Genomic DNA, 23,395 nt, shown 5'->3' on the forward strand with positions numbered 1-23,395 from the left:
CGCGGTGAATGATGGGGACAGACCGCCAGATTACCAAGGGGGATGTAAAGGAAATTGCGTCCTGCCAGTGAGCACGACGGCAATTGTTACGCAGCAGTGACGCGACGCCGTCCTCATGCACCGTGCAGCGCACAGGCGCTACAGTGCCTGCACTACCCTCACCCGCCCTTGCCCCATGCGCAACCCCCGGCTGCTGATCACCGCCATCGCCCTGCTCGTGCTCGGCCTGGTCGTCAACCATTTCATGCAGCGGCCTCCGGCGCCGCAGTTCGCACCGGACCTGCAGAGCGCGCCCGCTGCACGCTCAACGCCTGCGCGCAGCAGCAATGACAGCGGCCTGCCGGCCTTCCTGCCCGCCGAGGCACGCCAGACCATTGCCCTGATCCAGCGCGGCGGTCCGTTCCCGCATCGCCAGGACGGCAGCACCTTCGGCAACCGCGAACAGCAACTGCCGCAGCGCCCGCGCGGCTACTACCGCGAATACACCGTTGACACCCCCGGTGCGCGTACCCGCGGCACGCGCCGCATCGTCACCGGTGGCGATCCGCCGGAGGCGTGGTACTACACCGACGACCACTACGCATCGTTCCGCAGCTTCACCATACCGGCCCCGGGAGCGCAGCAATGAGCCACGACGATTTCGGCCTCGGCCTGCACGACATCAACAATGCCGGCGTCTATGCCATCGACAGCGACGACATCAGCGCACTGGCCGCAGCGATGCGCGATGCCGGCCTGAAGGTGATCCGCATCGACCTGGATGGCGTGGCGGACAAGCGCACCCTGCTTGCCCGTCTGGCTGCGCAGCTGGATTTCCCGGCGGGGTTCGGCGGCAACTGGGATGCGCTGTCGGACAATCTGCGCGACCTGCAGTGGCTGCCGGCCAACGGCTATGCGCTGTTCCTGGCCGATGTCGACGCATTCCGTGCGGCCACGCAGAAGGATTTCGATACCCTGCTGGACGTGATGGACGAAGCCAGCCGCGACTGGGTCGGCCGCGACGTACCGTTCTGGGTATTCCTGTCGCAGAGCGCGTGAGGTAGATGCCCTGGTAGATGCCGACCTTGGTCGGCGTTTCTGTGCCAACCAAGGTTGGCACCTACCAAAGCGCGAGCCGGCCAGCGTGCGGGGCGCGGCCCCCTGCCTAGCGGCTGCCGTTATCTTCCTGCAGTTCCTTTTTGAACGGGATGTCCGGCGGCGGTCGCGCCACGGCCGGCTGGTCCTGCATGTTCGGGTTGGTCAGCCCACAGCCGCCGCCCGCCTGCAGGATCGAGATCACGCAGGAAATCTTCGAGTTCGTACCCGGCAATGGAATCTCCATCGCCTTGATGCCCTTGCGCACCCATTCGGCCAACAGCGATTCCTGCGGCACCCAGTACTTGTCGAACGAGGTGGGTGTGTAGTCGTACGGTGGTCGCTTCAACCAGGTGCCCGATTGCGCGATGCGTTCCTTGCTCCAGCCATCGTTGGCGCCACCGGGCGCACCGCGCTCGGCACGACCCTCGCCTTTCTGGCCCGGCACGCGCACGCTGCCATCGGCATTGAACAGGCCACTGCCCTTGCCGGTGGTGCTGGCCTGGCGGGCGCCCTTGTCGGCGCCGTCATGGTTGCGGTTCGATGCGCCCCAGTCATCACCCTTGGCGGGCGTGGCCCAGTTGCCCGGATTGGGCGCCGGGCGCGCCCCAGCCTGAGCCGGGGTCGTGCTGGATGCAGCAGGCCGCGCAGTACTGCTGCTCGCCTGCGTCGCGCTGCCATTGGCTGCCGGCGCGGGCGTTGCCGCGGGTGCATTCCCACTGGAAGACGATGGGGCTGCCGCCGGTGCCGAGGCTACTTCGCGCTCGCGCACCTGTACGTCACGACCCGCCGGCGCATGCACCGCCGGTTCACGACCGGCGACGGTTGCCATCCGCACCTGCGGATCGACCACCGCCTGCACTTCACGCTCGCGCACCTGCACGTCCAGCTGCGGCACGCGCACCTGCACGTCGGCCGTGCGCAGCGGCTGCGGCGCAACCGGCGCGTCGACCGTACCGACTTCGCGCTCCTGCACCTGGATCTCGCGCAACTGCGGCGATCGCACCGCAACTTCAGGCGCCTGCACCGTAGTGGGCGTCGGCGTTGCCTGCACCGGCTGCACGCTGCGCTCGCGTACCGAGGGCGTGGTATCGCGCGGCACGATGCTGACTTCGGTGCGCGGCACGCTGACCGGAGGCACCACGAAATCGGTGCTGGCCTGGGCCACTTCGGTAGCCTGCACCGGCGACGGCGACGGCGCGGCAACCGGTGCGGGGTCGGCTTCGGCCGGCGGCGACGGCGCGCTGGCTGTCGGTGCTGGAGCCGGTGCGGGTGCGGGCGACGACGCGGCCGCAGGACGCGGCTCAGGTGCAGTCGCTGCCCCTGCTTCCTGGCCGACGGCAACCTGGCCAGCCGGTGCCGCCGCAGCCGCCTCGGCACCCGGCTGATCGCCCCCGCCTTCCTGTGTGGCGCGTCCGACGAATTCCACCTGCACACGCTCGCCTTCGGCACCCTCCTGCTCCGGCTCGGTGGTGCGGATCACGGCGACCCACAGCAACAGTACGAAGAACAGCAGGTGCAGCAGCGCACTGGCCAGTGCCGAGATCCAACGCATCCAGCGCTGGTCGCGCGGCGCCGCATCCCAGTCCTGCCAGAACAAGCGGCGCAGCGCCTGCCAGGGGGACAACGCAGGCAACCGCCCGGGCGGGCCAGGCAGCGGGCGCGGCAGCAGTACCGCAATCACTTCGCGGGCATGCAACGGCCGCGGCAGCGGGCCCAGCGAGCGCAGCCACAGCGCCCAGCCATACGGCAGGCGCGTGGTTTTTTCGAGGACGGCGCTTGGCTGCTGGCGCGCCAGCAGATGATCGATGAGTTGCTCGGCCCGGGTCAGAGGCACGCGTCAGCGATCAGGCGGCGTTGCCGCGAGGAATATACGGCGCGTGGCCACTGTCGTGGTCGGTCGCGTCACGCACAGCGGTCACGCCCGGCACGCGGCCCATCAGGGTCTTCTCGATACCCTGCTTGAGGGTCACATCGGCCATGCCACAGCCCTGGCAACCACCACCGAAGCGCAGCAGCACTACGCCTTCAGCCGAGACTTCCTGCACCGCCACCTTGCCGCCATGCGACGCCAGCTGCGGGTTGATTTCGTTTTCCACCACCCAGTGCACGCGCTCCACCAGCGAGGCGGCATCACCGGGCGCTTCGCCCTTGATGCGCGGTGCCTTGATGGTCAGCTGCTGGGCGCCCGCGGTACCGGCGACGATGTCGATCTCGGCACCGTCAAGCCAACCCACGCTGGCTGCATCGACGTAGAGGGTGAAGCCATCGCAGTCCACCGCCCACTCGTCACCAAGCAGGTCGCTCGGCTCGGCGAACTCCAGCCGGGCATCGGCGCGCGGGGTACCGGGATCGACCGCGCTCAGGCGCACGCCCATGCCGGGCGCGCCCTCGCGTTCGATCAGCTTGCGGAAATGGGTCTGGGCAGTGTCGGAGATCTGGATCATCAGGCTATTCTAGCCAAGTAAGCGTCAGCCGCTCATTCGGTTTATACACCGTCCGGCGCATTGTTCAGTCAACACGAGGTGGAGATTCCCATGGCCGACCTGATTCCGCTGGCCCAGGCCCGTTGCGTGCCGCGCAAAGGCAGCGACCACAAGCTCGGCGAAGCCCGCCTGGCCGAACTGTTGCCGCAGGTTCCCGGCTGGGAGCTGAGCGAGGGAGGCCAGGCGCTGCTGCGCACCTTCCGCTTCAAGAACTACTACGCCACCATGGCCTTCGTGAACGCGCTGGCCTGGATTGCCCACCACGAGGACCATCACCCGGACCTGGGCGTGCACTACGACCGCGCGGTCGTGCGCTTTTCCACCCACGACGTGGGCGGCCTGAGCGAAAACGACTTCATCTGCGCGGCCAAGACTTCGGCCCTGACGGAGCAACTGCCATGAACGTACGCCTGCTGAGCCTGTCCCTGATCGCTGCGACCGGCCTGGCCGGTTGTGGCGCGTCCGAACCGGCGGCCCCGCCACCGCCGCCGCCGACCGAAGTGGCTGCGGTTAAGACGCCGCCGCCGCAGTACCCGCTGGAACTGGCCTGCATGGGCGTGGGGGGTACCAGCACCTTCAAGGTGACCATCGGTACCGACGGCAAGCCCAGCGAGGTCGCCCTGCTGACCGGCGCCGGCAACCCGCAACTGGACGAGCTGGCCAAGACCGCCGTGCAGGGCTGGCAGTTCAACGCCGCCACCCGCAATGGCCAGCCGGTGCCCGCCACCATCCAGGTGCCGGTCAGCTTCAACCCGCCGCAGCCGAAGCCAGACCAGTGCTTCGCGATTGAAGAACGCCTGCGCCGCGGCGGCTGATCGCCCGCACCCGACGAGGCCAGCCGACGCCCGCCTCGCCCTTGCCGCCCCGGCCCTGTCCGGGGCGGTTGTCTGTTGACCAGGATCGCGTCGGTACATGCTGCAGATTCCCCCCGAAAATGTCTGGATCGCGCTGGCGGTCACCCTCGCGGCCGGCCTCGCCACCGCCATCGGCAGCCTGCTGGTGCTGTTCTCGCGCCGGCCCAATCCGCGCCTGCTGGCGTTCGGCCTGGCCTTCGCCGGTGGTGCGATGGTCTATGTGTCGCTGTCGGAGATCCTCAACAAGTCCATTGCCTCGTTTGCACTGGCCTATGGCGAGCGCACCGGCTTCACCTACGGCACCCTGGCCTTCCTGCTCGGCGTGATCGTGATCGTGCTGATCGATCACTTCATCCCCAACCCGCATGACAGCCTGGACAAGCAGGACCCGGCGTTCCGCGAGAACAGCCGCGAGTACCTGAAGCGGGTCGCCCTGCTGACCTCGATCGCGATCACCGCGCACAATTTCCCGGAAGGGCTGGCAACGTTCTTCGCGACGCTGGAGAGCCCGTCGGTGGGCATGCCGCTTGCCTTCGCCATTGCCATCCACAACATTCCCGAGGGCATCGCCATTGCGGTGCCGGTGTACTTCGCCACCCAGAACAAGTTCTACGCATTCAGCGCCAGCCTGCTGTCGGGCCTGGCCGAACCGGTGGGCGCGGCGCTTGGCTACTGGCTGCTGTCCGGATCACTGTCGCACGCCACCTTCGGCTGGGTGTTCGGGCTGATCGCCGGTGTGATGGTGTTCCTGGCGCTGGATGAGCTGCTGCCGGCGGCCAAGCGCTATGCCAAGGGCCACGAGACGGTGTATGGGCTGGTGGCAGGCATGGGCACGCTGGCGATCAGCCTGGTGCTGTTCAAGTGGTGAGGGGTTTGCGGCCCACTCCGTAAAGTCGAGCTTGCTCGATGGGCTTTCCGCGCGACCCTACCGAAGCGCAGTCGAGCATGGCTCGATTCCACAGGGGGAGACGCCGGGCATGGCCCGGCGCTACCTTCAGCGAAGCCGGTCCAGCGCCTCGACCAACTCATCAGCCAGCGGCGCGTTCAGCACATACGGTGTCTTGCCCGCGTCCAGCGCGAACTCCAGCGACGCAGCGTGCAGGAACAGGCGTTTCAGCCCGATCTGCTCACGAAGCCGCTTGTTCACCGCAGGATCGCCGTATTTGTCGTCACCGGCCACCGGGTGCCCCAGATGCTGGGCATGCACGCGGATCTGGTGGGTGCGGCCGGTTTCGATGCGCACCTCGCAGTAGGAATGGCCGCCGCGGCGCTCAAGCACCCGGAAGTGGCTGATCGATTCCTTGCCGATCGCATTGACCTGCACATGGCGCTCGCCGCCCTGGCGCAGGCCCACGTGCAGAGGCGCGTCGACCGTCATCACACCGTCGGGCATGCGCCCGGCCAGCAGGGTCAGGTAGCGCTTGCGGATGCCGGCACCATGGTCTTCACGCAGCAGCGCCTGCAGTTCGCTCAGCGCCGAGCGCTTCTTGGCCACGATCAGCAGGCCCGAGGTGTCGCGATCCAACCGGTGGACCAGCTCCAGGGTCTGGCCCGGGCGCAGGGCGCGCAGGGTCTCGATGGCGCCGAAGCTGATGCCGCTGCCACCGTGACTGGCCACGCCGGTCGGCTTGTTCAGGGCCAGCAGGCGGGCATCCTCGAAGACGATGGCCTGCTCCAGGCGGCGCATGAACGCCTCCGGCGGGCCGGCCTTGTCTCCCTCTTCAGTGAGACGAACCGGCGGCACACGCACCTCATCGCCCGCTTCCAGCTTCCGCTCGGCCTTGGCACGGCCGCCATTCACGCGCACCTGGCCGCTGCGCACCAGCTTGTAGACCAGGCTGCGCGGAGCGCCTTTCAGCTGGCCCAGCAGGAAATTGTCCAGGCGCTGGCCGGCGCGGTCGGCGGGAACGGTGATCATGCGCACGGAAGGCTTGTCGCCAGCGGGCTTGGTGGGGTCTTGGGCGGTCATCAGGCTGTTTATTCTGTTACACTCGGGGGGCGATATAAGGGATTGATTTCGTTGGAAGTTACTCAGGGCCAGAAGCCCAGCTTCCGACGAATCCGGCACAGTGCGCGACCACCGCCCGCGGGGCGGCCATGTTAGCGGCTCACCGGCCTTCCCGGCCATCGCCGGATGTCTGACACACAACCGTGCTGAACATGTCCCGCGTGGCGCTCCAGCCTGGCTGACAGCTGCCTGCGGCCTTGTAACACCCCAAAACCCATAAGAGTGAAGCGCTCCCGCGGCCTGCCGTGGTGTCGTAGCGCTGGAAACCCAAGCCGCCCTCCCCGCGCTTGCGCGAATGGGCGGCGAACCGTGTCCAGAGGCGAAACCCCATGGCGTTCCGCGCGGTAGCCGCTTGCGAGGAACGCAACAATGAAGCGAATGCTGATCAACGCCACGCAGGCTGAAGAGCTGCGTGTTGCCATCGTGGATGGCCAGTCGTTGTATGACATCGACATCGAACAGCCGTCGAAGGAACAGAAGAAGTCCAACATCTACAAGGGCCGGATCTTCCGCATCGAGCCCTCGCTGGAAGCGGCCTTCGTTGAGTACGGTGGCGGCCGCCATGGCTTCCTGCCGCTGAAGGAAATCTCCCGCGACTATTTCCAGGCCGGTGTCGACCACAACAAGGCCGGCATCCGCGAGCTGCTGAGGGAAGGCCAGGAAATCGTTGTCCAGGTCGACAAGGAAGAGCGCGGCAACAAGGGCGCTGCCCTGACCACGTTCATCTCGCTGGCCGGCCGCTACATGGTGCTGATGCCGAACTCGCCCAGCGCGGGCGGTGTCTCCCGTCGCATCGAAGGCGAGGACCGGGCCGCCCTGAAGGACGCCCTGGACAAGCTGAACATCCCCGACGACATGGGCGTGATCATCCGCACCGCCGGCGTCGGCCGCGATGCCGAAGAGCTGCAGTGGGATCTGGACTACCTGCTCAACGTCTGGCGCGCGATCGCTGAAGCGGCCCTGAGCAAGCCGGCCCCCTTCCTGATCTACCAGGAATCGCGCCTGATCGTGCGCGCCCTCCGTGACTACCTGCGCGCCGACATCGGCGAGATCCTGGTGGACACCGAGGAGATGTACGAGCACGCCAAGGAGTTCATGCAGCAGGTGATGCCGCAGACCCTGCGCAAGCTCAAGCATTACAAGGACGACATCCCGCTGTTCAACCGCTTCCAGATCGAATCGCAGATCGAGGGCGCCTACGAGCGCAACGTGCGCCTGCCGTCGGGTGGTTCGATCGTGGTCGACCAGACCGAAGCGCTGACCGCCGTCGACGTCAACTCCTCGCGCGCCACCAAGGGCAGCGACATCGAGGACACCGCGTTCCAGACCAACCTGGAAGCGGCTGAGGAAGTGGCCCGCCAGCTGCGCCTGCGCGACCTGGGTGGCCTGGTGGTGATCGATTTCATCGACATGGCCTCCAACAAGCACCAGCGCGAGGTGGAGAACCGCCTGGCCAACGCGCTGAAGTACGACCGTGCACGCGTCCAGGTCGGCCGCATCTCGCGCTTCGGCCTGCTGGAAATGAGCCGCCAGCGCCTGCGTCCGAGCCTGGGCGAGTCGAGCCAGATCGTCTGCCCGCGTTGCGACGGCCACGGCCGCATGCGCAGCGTCGAGTCGCTGTCGCTGTCGATCATCCGCGTCGCTGAAGAGCATGCGATGAAGGAGAACACCGGGCAGGTGCTGGTACAGGCCCCGGTGGAGATCGCCAATTACCTGCTGAACGAGAAGCGCAGCGCCTTGCGCGAGATCGAGCAGCGCCACGAGGCGCCGATCGTGATCGTCGCCGATGAGCAGCTGCACACCCCGCACTACGCCGTCACCCGCCTGCGCGACAACGAGCTGGGCGAGGAAAGTGGCAGGCCGAGTTACCAGCGCGGCACCCCGCGCAAGCTGCCGGTTCACGCGCTGACCAAGGGCCAGCTGAACATTCCGCCGCCGATGGTGACCCAGGTCAAGCACAACTCCCCCGCCCCGGTGCGTGAGGAAGTGGAGCCGGCTGCAGCCCCGGCTCCGGCACCAGTGGCCGCAGTCGCTCCGGCCGCAGCCGCCAGTGGTGGCGTCGTCGGCTGGCTGAAGCGCATCTTTGGCGGCGAGCCGGCACCGGCGCCCGCACCGGCTCCGGCCGCACGCCAGCCGCAACAGGACGGTGGCCGCCGTGACCGCAACAAGGATCGCAACAAGGACCGCAAGGACCGTCGCGATGACAGCCGCGGCAACGGCAATGCGCAGCAGCAGAAGGACGGCGGCAACCGCAAGGACCGCGGTGAGCAGCGCAAGGACGGCCGCCAGGGTGGCAACGGCGCCAATCCTGGCACTGGTAATGCCCAGCAGCCGCAGCAGGGCAAGCAGAAGGATCAGCAGAAGGACGGCCAGCAGCAGCCGCAGCAGAACAAGCAGCGCAACGAGCCACAGGCCCAGAACCCGCAGCAGCAGCCGAAGCTGAAGCAACCCCGGCAGTCGCGTCCGCAGCAGGACGGCGACAAGCCGGCCGAAAAGCCGCAGCGCAACGCCGCCGAAGCCGCTGCTGAAGTGGCAACCGCGGCCGCCGCGGTGACCGCGACGGCGGCCGTCGCCAATACCGTGACCGCGCAGGAAGCCACTGCACCGGTTGCACCGGTTGCCACTGCCGCTCCGGTGGACGCTGCCCCGGTGGTCGACACCGCCATGGCCGCAGGCGCCGAGGCTGAAGCTGCTGTCGTGACCGGTGAAGAGGCTGCGGCCGAGGCCACGGGCGACCAGACTGGCGAGGGCGCGAGCCGTCGTCGTCGTGGCCGTCGTGGTGGCCGCCGCCGCCGCCGCGGTGGCGCCGAGAACGCCACCGGCAATGACGCCTTGGGCGACGATCAGGACGACGGTGACGAAGGCGATGACGCTGACGGCACCGAACCGAACGTCGGCAACACCGGCGAGGCCGCTCCGGTCGCCGTCAGCCAGCCGGTCCGTTCGCAGCCGGAGTTCGATTTCGACGACGAGGCCGAACCGGCCGCCGTCGAAGCAGAGAAGCCGGCCCGCGCCGCCGCAGCTGTCGTGGCCGCGCCGGTCGCGGTGGTAAGCAGCGCCGTGGTCGAGGCCGCCGTTCCGGCCGTCGCCGAGACCGCAGCCCCAGTTGAGACCATTGCCAAGTCCGAAACGGCATCCTCGCCGGTGCAGACCAGCATGCTCGACGCCATCGACGCAGCAACCCCGGCACAGCCGGTCGCCGTTGCCTCCCCGGTGGCAGAAGTGAAGCCGGTCGTGGAAGAGGTCGCTCCGGTGATCGAAGCGAAGCCGGTGGTGGTTGAAGCCGCTCCGGTGGTCGAGTCGAAGCCGGCGGTGGTTGAAGCCGCTCCGGTGGTCGAGTCGAAGCCGGCCATGGTTGAAGCCGCTCCGGTGGCTGAAGCGAAGCCGATCGTGGTTGAAGCTGCCGCGGCGGTTGAAGCGCCGCAGGTCGTCGAGACCGCGCCGATCGCTGAACAGCCGGTCGCTGCGGTAGTGGTGGAAGCCGCACCGGTGGAAGCCGCTGCACCGGTCGCCGAGGCGGTGGTGACGCCGTCGATCGACCCGGTCGCCGATGGCCACACCGACGCTGCCGCCCAGGCTGCTGAAGCCAAGACCGACGAAGAAGACGAAGAAGCCGCCAAGCGCACGCCGCCGGCGAACTGATCGATCTTTGATCGCGTGAAAACCAAACGGCGGGGATCGATGATCCCCGTCGTTTTTGTTTGTGCGTTGGGTAGAGGCCGACCCTGGTCGGCGCTGTTGGTTCGTGCCAACCAAGGTTGGCAGCTACCGAAGCGTGTCTGCGTCAGGGTTTCGGCGCGAACTGCAGGCGGGTCCACACGCCGTAGTGGTCCGAGGCCCAGCGGCCGCTGTCGTCGGGCTGATCGAACAGAATCCTCGCCTCGCGCGCCACCATTTCATCCTGCTGAAAGAAGATGTGATCGATCCGCGATGGCGCCTGGTAATAGTGGCGGTTGAGCGTACTGACCCCGGCCAGGTCGGTGTTGACATGCACGCTGCCGTAGCTGTCGCCGTAGTGGCTGCGCAGTTCGCTCAGATCGCCGGCATCCACCAGCGCGTTGAAATCGCCTGCGATCACCACCGGTGCCGCAGCGGAAGTGGCCGTGATGAAGCGCAGCAGATCCTCCACCTGGGTGCGACGGATGCGTTGGCCGCTTTCATCGCTGCGCTCATTGAGATGGGTGGCATAGACGTTCACCGGTCTGCCATCGACGTCGATGCGCAGATGGGCGACGGTGCGGTAGTCATCCAGTGGCAGCAGCAGGTGATCGTTCCGGGCCAGCACCGGGCGCCGGGTCAGCAGCGCATTGCCATAGCGCTTCGGGGCCCCGACCGGATCGGTGGAAACGAACAGATACGTGTAGCCGAGCTGGCTGGCCAGCCACTGCGCCTGGTTGCGCAGAGTGCGGCGCTGGATCACCTCCTGCAGGGCAATCGCATCGGGCTGCAGGCGCTTGAGTTCGGCAACGATGCTGCGCCGGCGGCTCGGCCAGTCCTCGCGATCATGATGCAGATTGAAGGTGACCATGCTCATGCCCGACGCATGGGCGGTATCGGCCGGCAACGTCGTTGCCGGCGTTGCCGCCGCCATCGTGAAGCCTGGCAGTGCCAACGCGACGGCCAGCCCAAGGGCACGCACGACCGTGCGCGCCCTCGCCCCCTGTTGTTTCATCGTTACTGTCCCTTGCGTTCTGCGCGGCGCACCGCGCTTGGCACTTCAATCTCGACCCGCGCAGGCAACTGGTGCACGTGCAGTTCCTTGTTGACCCACTCGGCCGTTTCGCCGTTGATGGTCGCCTCGCCCGGATCACCCGCGTATGGCCATGGCAGCACCACGCCACCGACCGGCGGTACCAGGCCCGGCTGCACGTCCAGCACCAGCTGCTTTTCGCTGCGCTGCAGGCGATAGTTGAGCTGGCCCTGCGGTGTGCGCAGGCCCTGCACGGCAATGCCCTCGCCCTGCAGCCACGCGCTCGGCACGCCCGCGGCCAGCACCAGCGCGTCGTCCATGTCGCGGTGGAAAGCAAACATGTCCAGCGCCGAGCGCACGAAGTCCGAGGCCACCCAGGCATGCGGCAGGTCGCCGACGAAGAACGGCTTGCGCGGCGTACGCGAGACCACTTCGGCCCACTGGTTCCAGGCCTGCGGCGCGCGATCCTTGAAGAAGAACTCGGTGGCCTGCCAGGCACGGTCGCGCCAGCCCAGGCGTACGAACGCGGCCACGTTGCGCCATTCGTAAGGCGTGTAGTCCTTCCACTCGCGCTTGCCGTCACGGCGGGCGACGAACTCCTTCCAGTAGCGCTCGAAGGTCGCCTCCAGCGCCTGCTGTGGCAGCCGGTCCTGCTCGCCGCCCGGGGCCAGTGCGATGGTGGTCGAGGTCGCGTCGAAGTCGCCCAGCTCGGCCGAGCCCGGGAGATAGTCGATGTTGTGCTGCTGCATCGCCGACAGCAGCGACGCCTGCAGGTCGTCGCGGAACTGGTCGCGCGATTCGGCAATCTGCATCGCTTCAACCTTGCCCAGCTGGGTGGCCAGCTGCGCCGCATCCTTGTAGCCACGCAGCGCCCAGAAGTTGTCCCAGTACGAGTGCATCGGCTTGGCCGAGTAACCCTCATGGCTGATCGACGCCGGCATCATCCCGTAGAAGGCCGGATTGCGCGCACGGTTCTCGTCGGTGCGCTCACTGGCGCGCAGCTGCTCCATGTAGGTGTAGGCGCCCTGTACGTGCGGCCACATCAGTTCCACGAAAGTGCTGTCGCCGGTGTAGCGGCCGTACTCGGCGATGCTGTAGATCAACTCGCCGTGGCTGTCGTTTTCCGGCACCGGGTCGCTGCCGCGCGCGTCGACGCAGCACGGCACCTTGCCATTCTCGAACTGGTAGGGCGCGTACCAGTTGATGTAGTCGCGCACGGCATCGCTGCGACCCATGCGCAGCAGGCCTTCGGAAATCATCGCGCCGTCTCGGATCCAGCTGCGTGCATATGACCGCGTGCCCGGCTGCAGGCGCGGGCCAACACGAGAGATCAGCATGTGCGCGACCGCGGTGCGGAGGGTGTCGACCAGCGCTTGGCCGGCAGCCGGCACCTGCAGCGACACCACGCCCAGTTTCTGCCGCCACTGTTCAGCCACCTGGGCCTGGGCCTTGGCCACGTCCAGTGCCTGCGGCGCCCAACCACCGGTCTGCGGCAGTACCACCGCCACTTCGCGGCTCTGGCCGGGCTCCAGCCTGATCGTATACATCAGCGCGCCCGACGCCATGCCGGTGCTGTCCTTCACCGTCGTGGTGGCCGGATACTTTCCCTCCGCCAGATGCATCGCATCCAGCTTGCCGTCGAAGGTGCTGGCGAAGCGTGCGTCCGGCACCTGCAGCGGATAGATGCGCGGCTCACCATTGATCCGCACCAGCTGCTCGCCGACATCCAGCGCATCGATGCGGCTGAAGCCACCGACGGTGTTGAGGAACTGTGTCGGCGGGTTGACCTGCCAGGGGCGGATCGCCAGCGCCAGGGTGTACTCGTGCGCGACCTTGTCCGGGTTGCTGAGACGATAGCGACCGATCAGCTGCGCGCGCTCGGGAGTGCCCTGCACGAAGCTGGTTACCGCCAGGCCGGCCTTCTCATGTACCCAATCGACGTTGGCGATCGGCAGGTAGTGGTCCTGCAGCGATTGGGTGATGGCGACCTTGGACCAGTCCAGCAGCTTGCCATCGAGGCGGATGAACGGCTCGATGCTGAAGCTGCCCTTGGCCGGCTCCAGTGCGCCGTCCTCGCTGATCAGCGCCTGCTCCTGGCCGCCATCGAGGCCCAGCAGGGTCCAGTACGGCTGCTCGCCCACGTAGGCACGCGGCAGCGACCCGCGCGGCAGGTCGGCGGCCACCGAAGACAGGAATGCGTTCGGGGTCGCGGCGAAGGCCAACGGCTTGAGCGCGATGTCACGGATGCCGTAGCGCCAGTTCGGGCCATCCTGCAGGTCGAAGCGCACGTAGCGTGCATCGGTATCCGGCAGCGCCAGCCAATCACGGCCACCGGCACCACTGGTCACCTCACGCACGGTGCGCCAGTCACGGCCATCCTCGGAGGTGCGCACGGTGTAGCGGCGGGCCTCCAGGTTCGGCAACCAGTCGATCACCGCGCCACCGATCTCGCGGCTCTTGTGCAGGTCCAGGCTGATGGTCTGCTGCTTGACCCCGCCACTGATCCAGAAGGTATCGCTCCTGCCATCGATCATGCGGTCCTGCAGCGCCATCGCGGTATCTGCGATCACCGACGGCACCAGCGCCGAATCATCCTGCGGTGGCAGGCCCTGCAGGGTCAGCTTGTCGAAGCACACCGTGCCGCGCCCACCGACCTTGCTGTAGAGGGTGAACTCCACCGCCGCGCTGCGCGACATCTCCTTCTCGGGCGACGGCCCCCAGGCCTTGTCGATCTGGCGGCGGCGATACTCGACCGGTGTCCATGTCTTGGGGAAGGCGTAGCCAGGACGGTTGACCCACCAGACGTTATCGCCGCTGGCGTCGATCAGCTTGAACTGCAGGTCGTTGCCCGGCGAGTCACCGCGCAGCTGGAAGCCAAAACGATAGTTGACCGGGTATTCGATGTTCAGCGCGCGACGAATGCCGACGTAGCCGGAGACGTTGTGGAAGTCGTAATCCAGGCACAGCGCGCGGCCGCCGCCGGCACCGCTGACCGGCCGCAGCGAACCGCTGACCTGGTCGGACAGCACCAGCTTCCAGGCACTGATGTCGTCGAAGTCGTCCAGCACCTTCGGCGCCGGCAGCGCCGGAGGTGCGGCGATCGCCAGGGAGGTCCACAACAGGCCCAGTCCAACGGCGATCGCTCGCTTCATCCTTTGACGCTCCCCAGCAACAGACCTTGGATGTAGTACCGCTGCAGCACCAGGAACAGCGCCAGCACCGGAACCACGGTGACCACCGCGCCGGCCATCATCATTTCCACGTCCATGATGTGCTCGCGCGAGAGGGTGGCCAGCGCCACCGGCAAAGTGTAGTGCTCCTGGTCAGTCAGCACGATCAACGGCCACATGAAATCGTTCCATGCGCCCATGAAGGTGAAGATGGCCAGGGTCACCAGCACCGGCTTGAGCATCGGCAGCACGATCTGGAAGAAGATGCGCAACTCCCCTGCCCCATCGATGCGCGCTGCTTCCAGCAGTTCGTCAGGGATCGAACGCGCGTACTGGCGGACCAGGAAGATGCCGAACACGCTGGCCAGCGCCGGCACGATCACGCCGCCGAAGCTGTTGACCAGGCCGAGCTGCTTCATCAGCAGGAACAGCGGCAGCATCGCCACCTGTGCCGGGATCACCAGTGCGGCCATCAACACCTGGAACAGGCGTTCGCGGCCGACGAAGTTCAGCTTGGCGAACGCATAGCCGGCCATGGTGTTGAGCAGCAGCGAGCCGAGGGTGATGCCCACCGACACCAGCAGGCTGTTGGCGAAGTTGCCACCCATGCCGGTGCGCGCGAACAACTCATGGTAGTTGCGCGTGGTGATGCTGGACGGCAGCAACGGAGGCGGGAAGTGGGTCGCCTCGCCCTGCGGCATGAACGAGACCGAGAGCATCCAAAGCAGCGGTGCCAGGCTGACCAGGGCCAGCACCAGCAACGCACCATTGATCAACCACGGATACCAGCGCGACTGGCCGATTTCACGACTCATACCAACTGCCTCTTGCGGCCGAAACGCAGCATCACGGTGGTCACCGCCAGGATGATCAGGAACAGCAGGAACGCCACTGCGGAGGCGCGTCCCAGGTTCCACCACTTGAAGCCTTCCTCGAACATGAAATACAGCACGCTGACGGTGCTCTGCAGTGGGTCGCCGCGGGTCATCACGTAGGGCTCTGCGAACAGCTGGAAGTAGCCGGACACGGTGATCACGCCGACCACCAGCAGCACCGGGCCGAGCATCGGCAGGGTGATGTGCAGGAACTGCTTCCAGCGCGAGGCACCGTCGATGCGGGCGGCCTCGTACAGGTCATGCGGGATCGCCTGCAGGCCCGCCAGGAAGATCACCATGTTGTAGCCGAAGTTCTTCCACACCGCGAACAGCATGATGGTCGGCATCGCCCAGTTGGGATCGCCCAGCCAGTCGATCGGACTGATGCCCAGATGCCCCAGACCGTAGTTCACCAGACCGTAGCTGGTATGGAACAGGTAGCGCCAGATCACCGCCACCGCCACCAGCGTGGTCACCACCGGCGCGAACAGCGCGGTACGGAACAACGCCTTGAAGCGCGCGGCCGGTGCATTCAGCAGCATCGCCGCGCCCAGCGACACGCCGATCGACAACGGCACGCCGATCAGCACGAAGTAGGTCGTGTTCCACAGCGACTTCCAGAACATCGGCGTCTGCAGCAAGTCGACATAGTTGCCCAGGCCGACGAAGCGCAGGTTGCTGCTGTCAGCCAGGGCATACAGGTCGAAGTCGGTCACGCTCAGCGCCAGCGCCGAGGCGACCGGCAGGCCGAAGAACATGCCCAGCACGATCAGCGAGGGACCGGCAAAGATCCAGCCGGCAAGTGAAGTACGTTTCATTGCGCGCTCCCGGCGGCCACGGCACTGCTCGATTGCGGCGACGGCACGCGCTGCTGCAGGCGTTGTTGTTCATGCATCCAGCGGCGCTTGGCCAGCACCTTGTCCACGCGCTGGTCCAGTTCTTCCACGGCCTTGTCCTGCGGCAGGCCGCCGCGCACCACCTTCTCGGTGACGATGCGCATTTCCTGCACGATGCGCTCCCATTCAAGCACCTTCGGCGTCGGCTTGACCCGTTCCAGCTGGTCACGGAACGCAGCAGCCAGCGGATCGTTGGCCAGCGAAGGCGCGTTCCAGGTGCTGCGGCGTGGCGGCAGGTCGCCGATGATCGAATGGAAGCGCGCCTGGATTTCCGGCCGCGACAGGAACTCGATCAGCTTCCACGACGCTTCCTTCTGCTGCGACTTGCGGAAGATCACCAGGCTTGTGCCACCGGCAATACCGGCGCCCGGGCCATCCGGGCCCGGCAGCGCGGCGGTGCCCCACTGCCCTTCCAGTTCCTTCGGCTGCAGCTTCTTGAACTCGCGGATGTTCCAGGGGCCGGAAATGTAGAACACGTTGAAGCCACGGAAGAACTCGTCCCAGACGTTGGAGATCTGCGTCTCGGACATCTTCGGCGCCCAGCCCTGCTCGAACATGTTGGCGTAGAAGGCCAGCGTGCGACGGAAACCGGGGCTGGCGAAGTTGCCGCGGGTGTCATCGTCGCGCAGCAGCGGATCAGGCTGCTGCAGCGCCAGCGACAGCTGCTGCTCGAACTCGTTGATCGGCATCAGCACCGCATAGCGGCTCGGGCCCTGCATTCGCTTGATTGCCGCCATCTGCTCGTCCCACTCCTGCCACGTGCGCGGCGGGTGGTCATAGCCGGCTTTGGCCAGCAGGTCCTTGCGGTAGTAGATCAGGCGCGTATCGACGTACCACGGCACGCCGACCAGTTCACCGTGGATCACGTTGGTATCCCAGATGCCCTGGAAATAGTCCTTCGGGTCGACCACGGCCGAACGCTGCACGAACGGCTGCAGCGGCGTCAGCGCGTCGAGTTCGGCGAACTCCGGCACCCAGGTGTTGCCGAGCTGGCACACGTCCGGCAGGCCGTCGGCGGCGAACGCGGTCAGCAGCTTCTCGTGCGCGGCCGTCCACGGGATGTTCTGCACATCCACCTTGATACCGGGGTTCTCGGCCTCGAATTCGTGGATCAATTCGCTGACCACCTCGGCTTCGCGCCCCATCGCCCAGAAGCGCACGGTGGTGGTGCCCGGCTCGGTGCGGGCGCAGCCGGCCACGGCCAATGCGGCCAGGGCAGGCAGCGCCCAGCGGCGCAGGCGGTCGATCCAGTTCGGCATCAGGTTACTTGCCCTGGCCTGTGGTGCGGTTGGCATTGTTCTTCTGTTCCTGCGCGGCAGCCGCGCGTGATTCGGCGATACCCACCGCGCGTGCCGCCGCGGCCTTTTCGTCTTTCTGCAGTTCCAGCGGCTGGAAGGAGCCTTCCGGCGCCAGCCAGCCACCGTTGAACCCGGCCCGCTCCAGGCCCTTGCGGATGTACGGGTTCTTCTTCATCACTTCCCAGACAAAGTCATCGCGGTAGTTGGCGATCATGGTCAGGATCGGGCCCTGGTCGATGGCGATGTAGTCGCTGGCGACCCAGCCCCGATCCGGCACCAGGCGACCGGTCTTGATCGGGATGTCGTAGTTGAAGCTGGGGTTGAACGAATCCAGGAAGCCGTAGCTGGAATAGATGTAGTCGCCAAAGCGCTTGTGCATCTCCAGCGTGGCCGGGATCACCTGCTCGGGGGCGAACACCACCGACGCGATCGCAGCGGTGGGAGCGATGGTGCCGTCATCGAAGTTCTCGCGCAGGCCAGCGCCGCGCGAGGAGTAATGGCGGAACTGGCGCTGCTCGCCGCGATAGTCCTGGGTGGTGTTCTGCGGTCCGTCGCTGGCAGTCAGGCCCCACACGTTCTCGCCGTACTCCTTCCACTGCATGGGGTTGGCGATGGCGTATTCGCGTTGGGCCAGCGCGGCCGAGCGGCTGTTGAGGAAATAAGTGCTGCCGCGCTCGCGCATGTACGCGTCCTGGATGTCGCGGAAGTCGATCCAGACGTGGCTGTACTGGTGGCCGAACAACGGGCCGAATGACAGGTATTCCTGGCCCTGGTACACGCCCCAGTCGTTGTCATAGGTACGCGTCCACACGGTCCACGCATCCGGGCTGACCGGGTGCGTCGGCGAGCCCAGGGCGAGGATGTAGACCATCATCGCCTCGTTGTAGCCCATCCAGTCGTGGTCGATGAAGCCGCTCTCCGGGAACCAGCCCATCGAGATCAGCGGTGCACGCTGCTGCAGCCACGGCCAGTCGACCTTCTTGTACAGCGTGTCGGCGATCTGGCGGATCTCCTTCTCGCGCGGATCGTCGCCGTCGTAGTACGACTGCGCGAACAACACGCCCATCATCAGCAGTGCGGTATCCACCGAGGACAGTTCGACCCAGCTGTCGTAGCGGCGGCCTTCCTGCATGTCCAGGAAGTGGTAGTAGAAGCCCTTGTAGCCGGCCTTGCCGGTGCGCTGCGGGCCCATCGGCACGTCGCGGAAGAACTTCAGGGTGGTCAGCGTGCGGTCGATGGCCTGGTTGCGGCTGACCCAACCGTTCTCGATGCCGATCGGATAGGCAGTCAGCGCGAAGCCAACCGAGGCGATGCTGGCAAACGGCCTCGACGGGTAACGGTCCGGGGTCAGGCCGTTGATTTCGTTGGTGGTGTCCCAGAAGAACTGGAAGGTACGGCGTTCGATGTCATCGAAAAGCGGCGGCAGCACCGGCTTCATCGGCCGCGGTGGCGCGTCGGCCTCGATCAGGATCACCTGCGGCTGAGGCTTGGCAGGCTCCTGCTGGGCCGGCTGGCAGGCAGCAACGACCAGGCTCAACGCTGCGGCGGACAACAGATGGCGTGCCAGCATGGCGCGATTTCTCCGGTGGTCTGATCGATGGGAAAGCATACCGTCCAATGATCTGAAATCGTTTACAAGATGCGTTCTTAAAAAACCACGAAAAACGTGGTTTGACACCGCGATCATTGCCCACGCCGCTGCCCCCTGGCCGGCAGCGGCGTGGGCAATGGACCGGCACCGGGCCGGCCATTGCCGTTTTTTCATCCTGCCGATGCCGCCGGCGGACCGGCGGCATCGGGTATTGCTTCAGGCGGATCGGCTTAGAAGCGGAAGCCCACTTCCGCCTTGACCTGGCGCGGGGTACCGATGACGTCGCCGGTCTCGTTGTAGCTCACCAGCAGCTTGCCGTCCTGCTTGACGTAGTTCAGGTTCGAGAAGTTGTCGAAGTTGAGCACGTTGATGATGTCGATACGCGCGTACAGCTCGGTATCGCCAGCCAGCTTGAAGGTCTTGGTCGCCTGCAGATCCAGCGAGCGGTAGCCGAAGATCTTGCCACCGAGCAGGAAGCGGCCATTGCCACCCGGAGTACCGGCGGCCGGAGTCGGCAGGCAGTTGGCGGTGCCCGCCTGGGCGATGCAGGACCAGTCGTTGCCCGGCGTCGGCGTGGCCAGGGTCAGCTTGCCACCGAAGGTGATGCCCCAGAAGCCATCATACGAACCGGTCACCACCAGGCGGTGACGCGGCGCGCCGTTGGACTTGATGGTCGGGTATTCACCAATGGTGCCGCGATCGAACGAGTAATGCTCGTTGATGTTGCGGTTGTGACGCGCGTTGGTCCAGGTGTAGGCGATCGAAGTGCCCCAGCCGCTTTCCTTGCTGTACGGCTTCTGCGCCGACAGCAGGACCTGGGTCGATCGGGTCTTGATGCCCTGCTGGCCGATGATCAGGCTGCCGAAGCCCGGAATGTTGCAGTTCCACGGCTGGCCATAGGTCGGCTCCTTGGCACCACACAGCATCTGGTTGTCAAAGAAGTTGCCGTTGTTGAAGCGGTTGCCCAGGGTGAAGGCAAAGCCGTCATAGGTCAGCGTGCGGGAGATCGTGGCATCGGTCAGCCACTCGCCGAACTGGTTGCTCATGCCCAGGCTGAACTGGTCGGCGTACGGCACCTTCATGTTGTTGTTCAGCAGATCGACCTCCATGCCTTCATTGCTGGTGGCCCCCAGCAGTGCCTGCACGTTCTCGATGCCGTTCAGCAGGTTCGGGTTCCAGTCAAAGCACGGCGTCTGGCCATACATGCAGTTGCCGGTGGCCGGGTTGCGGAAATACACGGTCGGCTGCGGCAGCGCCAGCTTGGTGGTTTCCAGTGCCAGGTTGTCGAACAGGTCGCGGTCATAGGAACGGCCGGCGCCACCATGGAACACGTGTCGTTCGTCGGCATTGACGTCATACGAGAAGCCCAGGCGCGGCTGCCAGGCATTCTTGAAATTCTTGCGGTTGTGGCCGGTGCTGATGTAGTCGTTGACGTTCAATCCGCTGAGCGCCAGCGTCTGCGCGTAGGTCTGGGACACGCCCACCGGCGCGTTCGGATCCTGCGAGAACAGCGCTTTCACGACCTCCGGCGGGGTCACGAAATCGGTATAGACCGGATTCTTTTCGTAATCCCAGCGCAGGCCGATGTTCAGCTGCAGGTGATCGTTGACCTGCCAGTCATCCTGGATGAACAGACCAATCTGCTTGACCTTGGCGCGCACTTCAGACTGCACGCCGGTGACACCGGTGCTGGCCTTGGTGAACTGCGCCTTGTACGGCGTGCCCGACGGGAACGCCGGGTTGTCGATGGTGTAGGAGAACTGCGGATTGATCTGCGCCGCGTCGGAGGCGTACAGGTCGATCTGTTTGTACTTGGCCCCCATCTTGATGGTGTGGTCGCCGGCCCACTGCAGGCCATCGAGGGTCAGGTTGTCCTCGATCGCCCAACCCTTCTGGCCCTTCACCTGCGAGGCGAAGGCATCGGCTGCGCCGACCTGGACAAGGGTCTTCTCCTGCGGACGGTTGGCGTCCGAGTCACCGAAATCCGGTGCGGTGTAGATGATGCCGTTGCCAAAGCTCAGCGGCAGCGGGTTGTTGAAGGCCTCTTCATGGGTGACCATCAGCTCGTTGTAGAAGCGCTCACCGCTGTGGTTCCAGCGCAGGGCGTAACGGCGGTCGGTGTTGTCAACGACCTTGCCGTGAACCTTTGCGGTCTGACCACTGAACTGCTGCTGGGTCTCGTCGCGGTCCTGGAAAGTCAGTTCGATGCGATCGTTGTCGGTCGGCTCGAAGTCGATCTTGGCGAAGATCAGGTCCTGCTGGAACGGCTGGCTGGCCGGGCCGAGGCCAGCGGCGCCGTCAGCCGGCAGCTTGGCGGCAGCGGGCGTCACTGCGCCGTCCGGTGCAATGGTCACCGGCAGGTCGAAGCGCTTGGCTTCATAGGTCACGAAGAAGTGGGCCTTGTCCTGGATGATCGGGCCACCCAAGGCGAAGCCATATTCCTTCTCGGCCGATTCTTCCTTGCTCTTGCCCGGCTGGCGTTCGGCCGGGGTCATCGCGCGCATGCTGTCGTTGGTGTAACGGTAGAAGGTTTCACCCTTGAACTCGTTGGTACCGGACTTGGTGGCGGCGGTGATCGCTGCACTGGACACCTGGCCGTACTCGGCCTTGTAGTTGCCGGTGATGACCTTGTATTCACCGATGGCCAGCTGCGGGAACGGATTGCCTGCGCTTCCGGACTGGCCGGAGATGCCGCCGCCCTTGACGTAGCTCTTCTGGCCCACGCCATCGATGTAGACGTTGGTGCCGTCGGAATTGGTGGCGCCGCCGCGCAGCGAGGTGTTGCCCTTGGCATCGCGGGTGAAGATCATGCCCGGCACCGCGTCGGCGAACTCCAGGAAGTTGCGCGACACCTGCGGGGTGGTCTGGATCTGCTGCAGGCTGACAGTCTTGCCGACTTCAGAGGTGCGCACTTCCTGCAGCAGGGTCGGCGCAACAACGTTGACGGTGTCCAGGTTGGTGGCCGCGGTCGCGCCGGGGGTGCTGCTGGCGGCGTCGGCAAAGTTCAGGGTGGCGGTCGAGGCCACGGTGACGGTGACCTTCTGGGTCTGGCCGTTAGCGACCACGTTGTAGGTGCCCGGATCCAGGCCCATTAGCGAGTAGCTGCCATCGGCGCGGATGGTGCCGCGGCGGACGGTGCCGGTGGCCACGTTGGTGGCGGTGACTTCGGTGCCTGCCTGGGCGCCGGCAACCTGGCCGCGCAGGCTGGCGTTGGCCGACTGCGCCATGACGTTCGGAGCGGCGGCCAGCATCAGGCAACTGACCAGTGCGGTGCTCAGCAGCCGGCGTGCCGGCGTGCGGAAGGTAGTGTGCATCATCAACTCAATCTCCGGGTGGCGGTGACCGCTTGCGCGGTCCCTGCGATCAATCAAAAAAGAAGGAACGCCTCTGGCTTCAATGGCCCGATGGCGGAGTGGTGGAATCGCGAACTATCAAGCGGGGAACCAGGGTCTGCTTGTCCCCTGTCCCGTCCGTGGAGGTGCCGTCCATCAACTGCAGCAGGCGCGTCATGGCCCGGTCGCCGAGCTCGGCGATGCTGACCTGCATGGTGGTCAGCGACGGGTGGACGAAACGCGCCAGCGGAATGTCATCGAAACCCGCCAGCGCGACATCGGACGGGACCTGGACACCGGCCTGCGTGAACGCATACAGGCAGCCCAGGGCCATCATGTCGTTGGCCGCGAATACGGCATCGGGCAGCGCTCCGGCTGCCAGCAACTCCTGACCGGCGCGGTGGCCGGAAGCTTCGTCGAAATCACCGGACAGCTCGATGCCTTCGGCGCCACTGCCAAAAGCCGCCAGCGCGTCACGGAAGCCACGCAGGCGCTCGCGCGCGTCGAAGTTGAGGTCCGGGCCAGAAATGAAGGCGATGCGGCGGTGACCGGCCTCGAGCAGGTGGCGGGTCATCGCCATCGCACCAGCATGGTCGTCGATGCTCAACACCGGATGGTCCTGACCGGGCAGATAGGTGTTGATCAACACCGTCGGCAACGACTGCGGCAGGTTGTCGGTCAGGAAGCCCGGACTCTCGGCATAAGGCGAGAGCACCAGCAGGCCATCGACGCGGCCGCGCATGGCGCGCAGGGCGGCGCCCTGCTGTTCCTGGTCGCCGTGGTAGCTGGACACCAGCAGGTGCTGACGACGGCTACGGGCAACGTTGTCGATGCCGCGCATCAACTCGGAGAAGAATTCACCGTACAGGTCCGGCAGCACCACCCCCACCGTATTGGTGCGGCGGCTGCTCAGGCTGCGGGCGGCGGCGTGCGGGGTGTAACGCAGCCGTGCGGCCACTTCCAGCACAAGCTGGCGGACCGGTTCGGCGACATTTTCATGCCCGTTGAGCGCGCGGGAAACCGTGGCCACGGAGACCCGGGCTTCGCGTGCGACGTCTTTGATTGTGATAGCTGCCTTGTTCACGAAGCCGCCCTCCACGGCTTGGACCTACCAGCATTGG

The 23,395-nt window shown here is 66.0% G+C and carries 17 protein-coding genes; 6 read left to right on the forward strand and 11 right to left on the reverse strand.

Annotated features, from left to right (window positions below; all coding sequences use genetic code 11):
• Positions 1 to 175: 175 nt before the first annotated feature.
• Positions 176 to 628: a guanyl-specific ribonuclease gene (locus tag AC07M7_RS05930; protein WP_495206944.1), complete on the forward strand. Its 453-nt coding sequence runs from the start codon at positions 176 to 178 to the stop codon at positions 626 to 628.
• Positions 625 to 1,038: a barstar family protein gene (locus AC07M7_RS05935; RefSeq protein WP_006377729.1), complete on the forward strand. Its 414-nt coding sequence runs from the start codon at positions 625 to 627 to the stop codon at positions 1,036 to 1,038. Before AC07M7_RS05930 ends, AC07M7_RS05935 begins: the two co-directional genes overlap by 4 nt.
• Before the next feature lie 106 nt (positions 1,039 to 1,144).
• Here AC07M7_RS05935 and AC07M7_RS05940 read toward each other — a convergent pair whose 3' ends face one another.
• Positions 1,145 to 2,911 (reverse strand): hypothetical protein, encoded by a 1,767-nt coding sequence (locus tag AC07M7_RS05940; RefSeq protein WP_495206945.1) that lies wholly within the window; start codon positions 2,909 to 2,911, stop codon positions 1,145 to 1,147.
• A 10-nt stretch (positions 2,912 to 2,921) separates the two neighbouring features.
• Positions 2,922 to 3,521: an NfuA family Fe-S biogenesis protein gene (locus AC07M7_RS05945; protein WP_006377738.1), complete on the reverse strand. Its 600-nt coding sequence runs from the start codon at positions 3,519 to 3,521 to the stop codon at positions 2,922 to 2,924.
• 90 nt (positions 3,522 to 3,611) lie between these two features.
• Between AC07M7_RS05945 and AC07M7_RS05950 the strand changes: the two genes are divergently transcribed.
• From AC07M7_RS05950 to zupT, 3 genes are all read left to right on the forward strand, one after another.
• Positions 3,612 to 3,962: a 4a-hydroxytetrahydrobiopterin dehydratase gene (locus AC07M7_RS05950; RefSeq protein ID WP_006377739.1), complete on the forward strand. Its 351-nt coding sequence runs from the start codon at positions 3,612 to 3,614 to the stop codon at positions 3,960 to 3,962.
• Entirely contained in the window at positions 3,959 to 4,375 is a 417-nt protein-coding gene (locus AC07M7_RS05955; RefSeq protein ID WP_046984361.1) for an energy transducer TonB, read from the forward strand. The genes AC07M7_RS05950 and AC07M7_RS05955 overlap by 4 nt, the downstream gene beginning before the upstream one ends.
• A 97-nt stretch (positions 4,376 to 4,472) precedes the next feature.
• Positions 4,473 to 5,282, forward strand: coding sequence for a zinc transporter ZupT (zupT, locus tag AC07M7_RS05960; protein WP_006456115.1), 810 nt, complete (start codon positions 4,473 to 4,475; stop codon positions 5,280 to 5,282).
• A gap of 126 nt (positions 5,283 to 5,408) precedes the next feature.
• Here zupT and AC07M7_RS05965 read toward each other — a convergent pair whose 3' ends face one another.
• Positions 5,409 to 6,383 carry an RluA family pseudouridine synthase gene (locus AC07M7_RS05965; protein ID WP_046984362.1) on the reverse strand — a complete coding sequence of 325 codons (975 nt, stop codon included), beginning with the start codon at positions 6,381 to 6,383 and terminating at the stop codon, positions 5,409 to 5,411.
• 408 nt (positions 6,384 to 6,791) lie between these two features.
• Between AC07M7_RS05965 and rne the strand changes: the two genes are divergently transcribed.
• Positions 6,792 to 10,064 (forward strand): ribonuclease E, encoded by a 3,273-nt coding sequence (rne, locus tag AC07M7_RS05970; protein WP_495206946.1) that lies wholly within the window; start codon positions 6,792 to 6,794, stop codon positions 10,062 to 10,064.
• Positions 10,065 to 10,206: 142 nt separating this feature from the next.
• Here the strand turns inward: rne and AC07M7_RS05975 are convergent, their stop codons facing one another.
• From AC07M7_RS05975 to AC07M7_RS06010, 8 genes are all read right to left on the reverse strand, one after another.
• The gene (locus AC07M7_RS05975) at positions 10,207 to 11,094 is read right to left on the reverse strand and encodes an endonuclease/exonuclease/phosphatase family protein (protein ID WP_136639504.1); all 888 of its coding nucleotides are present in this window, start codon (positions 11,092 to 11,094) and stop codon (positions 10,207 to 10,209) included.
• A gap of 2 nt (positions 11,095 to 11,096) precedes the next feature.
• The gene (locus AC07M7_RS05980; protein WP_495206947.1) at positions 11,097 to 14,264 is read right to left on the reverse strand and encodes a discoidin domain-containing protein; all 3,168 of its coding nucleotides are present in this window, start codon (positions 14,262 to 14,264) and stop codon (positions 11,097 to 11,099) included.
• The gene (locus AC07M7_RS05985) at positions 14,261 to 15,097 is read right to left on the reverse strand and encodes a carbohydrate ABC transporter permease (protein ID WP_006378064.1); all 837 of its coding nucleotides are present in this window, start codon (positions 15,095 to 15,097) and stop codon (positions 14,261 to 14,263) included. Before AC07M7_RS05985 ends, AC07M7_RS05980 begins: the two co-directional genes overlap by 4 nt.
• Entirely contained in the window at positions 15,094 to 15,975 is an 882-nt protein-coding gene (locus AC07M7_RS05990; protein ID WP_046984366.1) for a carbohydrate ABC transporter permease, read from the reverse strand. The genes AC07M7_RS05985 and AC07M7_RS05990 overlap by 4 nt, the downstream gene beginning before the upstream one ends.
• Positions 15,972 to 17,312 (reverse strand): sugar ABC transporter substrate-binding protein, encoded by a 1,341-nt coding sequence (locus tag AC07M7_RS05995; RefSeq protein WP_006378067.1) that lies wholly within the window; start codon positions 17,310 to 17,312, stop codon positions 15,972 to 15,974. Before AC07M7_RS05995 ends, AC07M7_RS05990 begins: the two co-directional genes overlap by 4 nt.
• A gap of 4 nt (positions 17,313 to 17,316) precedes the next feature.
• Positions 17,317 to 18,921 carry a glucoamylase family protein gene (locus AC07M7_RS06000; RefSeq protein ID WP_046984367.1) on the reverse strand — a complete coding sequence of 535 codons (1,605 nt, stop codon included), beginning with the start codon at positions 18,919 to 18,921 and terminating at the stop codon, positions 17,317 to 17,319.
• A gap of 251 nt (positions 18,922 to 19,172) precedes the next feature.
• Complete coding sequence (locus AC07M7_RS06005; RefSeq protein WP_136639501.1) at positions 19,173 to 22,259, reverse strand: TonB-dependent receptor; 3,087 nt, start codon at positions 22,257 to 22,259, stop codon at positions 19,173 to 19,175.
• 76 nt (positions 22,260 to 22,335) lie between these two features.
• On the reverse strand, positions 22,336 to 23,373 hold the full coding sequence (locus AC07M7_RS06010) for a LacI family DNA-binding transcriptional regulator (RefSeq protein ID WP_495206948.1): 1,038 nt from the start codon (positions 23,371 to 23,373) through the stop codon (positions 22,336 to 22,338).
• Positions 23,374 to 23,395: the final 22 nt, after the last annotated feature.

It is taken from the genome of Stenotrophomonas sp. GW821-FHT09E08 (genome assembly GCF_059416125.1).

Bases quoted from the DNA above. Each gene is read 5' to 3' on its own strand.
- AC07M7_RS05930 (WP_495206944.1), top strand. From the start codon at position 176: ATGCGCAACCCCCGGCTGCTGATCACCGCCATCGCCCTGCTCGTGCTC.
- AC07M7_RS05935 (WP_006377729.1), top strand. From the start codon at position 625: ATGAGCCACGACGATTTCGGCCTCGGCCTGCACGACATCAACAATGCC.
- AC07M7_RS05945 (WP_006377738.1), bottom strand. From the start codon at position 3,521: ATGATCCAGATCTCCGACACTGCCCAGACCCATTTCCGCAAGCTGATC.
- AC07M7_RS05950 (WP_006377739.1), top strand. From the start codon at position 3,612: ATGGCCGACCTGATTCCGCTGGCCCAGGCCCGTTGCGTGCCGCGCAAA.
- AC07M7_RS05955 (WP_046984361.1), top strand. From the start codon at position 3,959: ATGAACGTACGCCTGCTGAGCCTGTCCCTGATCGCTGCGACCGGCCTG.
- zupT (WP_006456115.1), top strand. From the start codon at position 4,473: ATGCTGCAGATTCCCCCCGAAAATGTCTGGATCGCGCTGGCGGTCACC.
- AC07M7_RS05965 (WP_046984362.1), bottom strand. From the start codon at position 6,383: ATGACCGCCCAAGACCCCACCAAGCCCGCTGGCGACAAGCCTTCCGTG.
- rne (WP_495206946.1), top strand. From the start codon at position 6,792: ATGAAGCGAATGCTGATCAACGCCACGCAGGCTGAAGAGCTGCGTGTT.
- AC07M7_RS05975 (WP_136639504.1), bottom strand. From the start codon at position 11,094: ATGAAACAACAGGGGGCGAGGGCGCGCACGGTCGTGCGTGCCCTTGGG.
- AC07M7_RS05980 (WP_495206947.1), bottom strand. From the start codon at position 14,264: ATGAAGCGAGCGATCGCCGTTGGACTGGGCCTGTTGTGGACCTCCCTG.
- AC07M7_RS05985 (WP_006378064.1), bottom strand. From the start codon at position 15,097: ATGAGTCGTGAAATCGGCCAGTCGCGCTGGTATCCGTGGTTGATCAAT.
- AC07M7_RS05990 (WP_046984366.1), bottom strand. From the start codon at position 15,975: ATGAAACGTACTTCACTTGCCGGCTGGATCTTTGCCGGTCCCTCGCTG.
- AC07M7_RS05995 (WP_006378067.1), bottom strand. From the start codon at position 17,312: ATGCCGAACTGGATCGACCGCCTGCGCCGCTGGGCGCTGCCTGCCCTG.
- AC07M7_RS06000 (WP_046984367.1), bottom strand. From the start codon at position 18,921: ATGCTGGCACGCCATCTGTTGTCCGCCGCAGCGTTGAGCCTGGTCGTT.
- AC07M7_RS06005 (WP_136639501.1), bottom strand. From the start codon at position 22,259: ATGATGCACACTACCTTCCGCACGCCGGCACGCCGGCTGCTGAGCACC.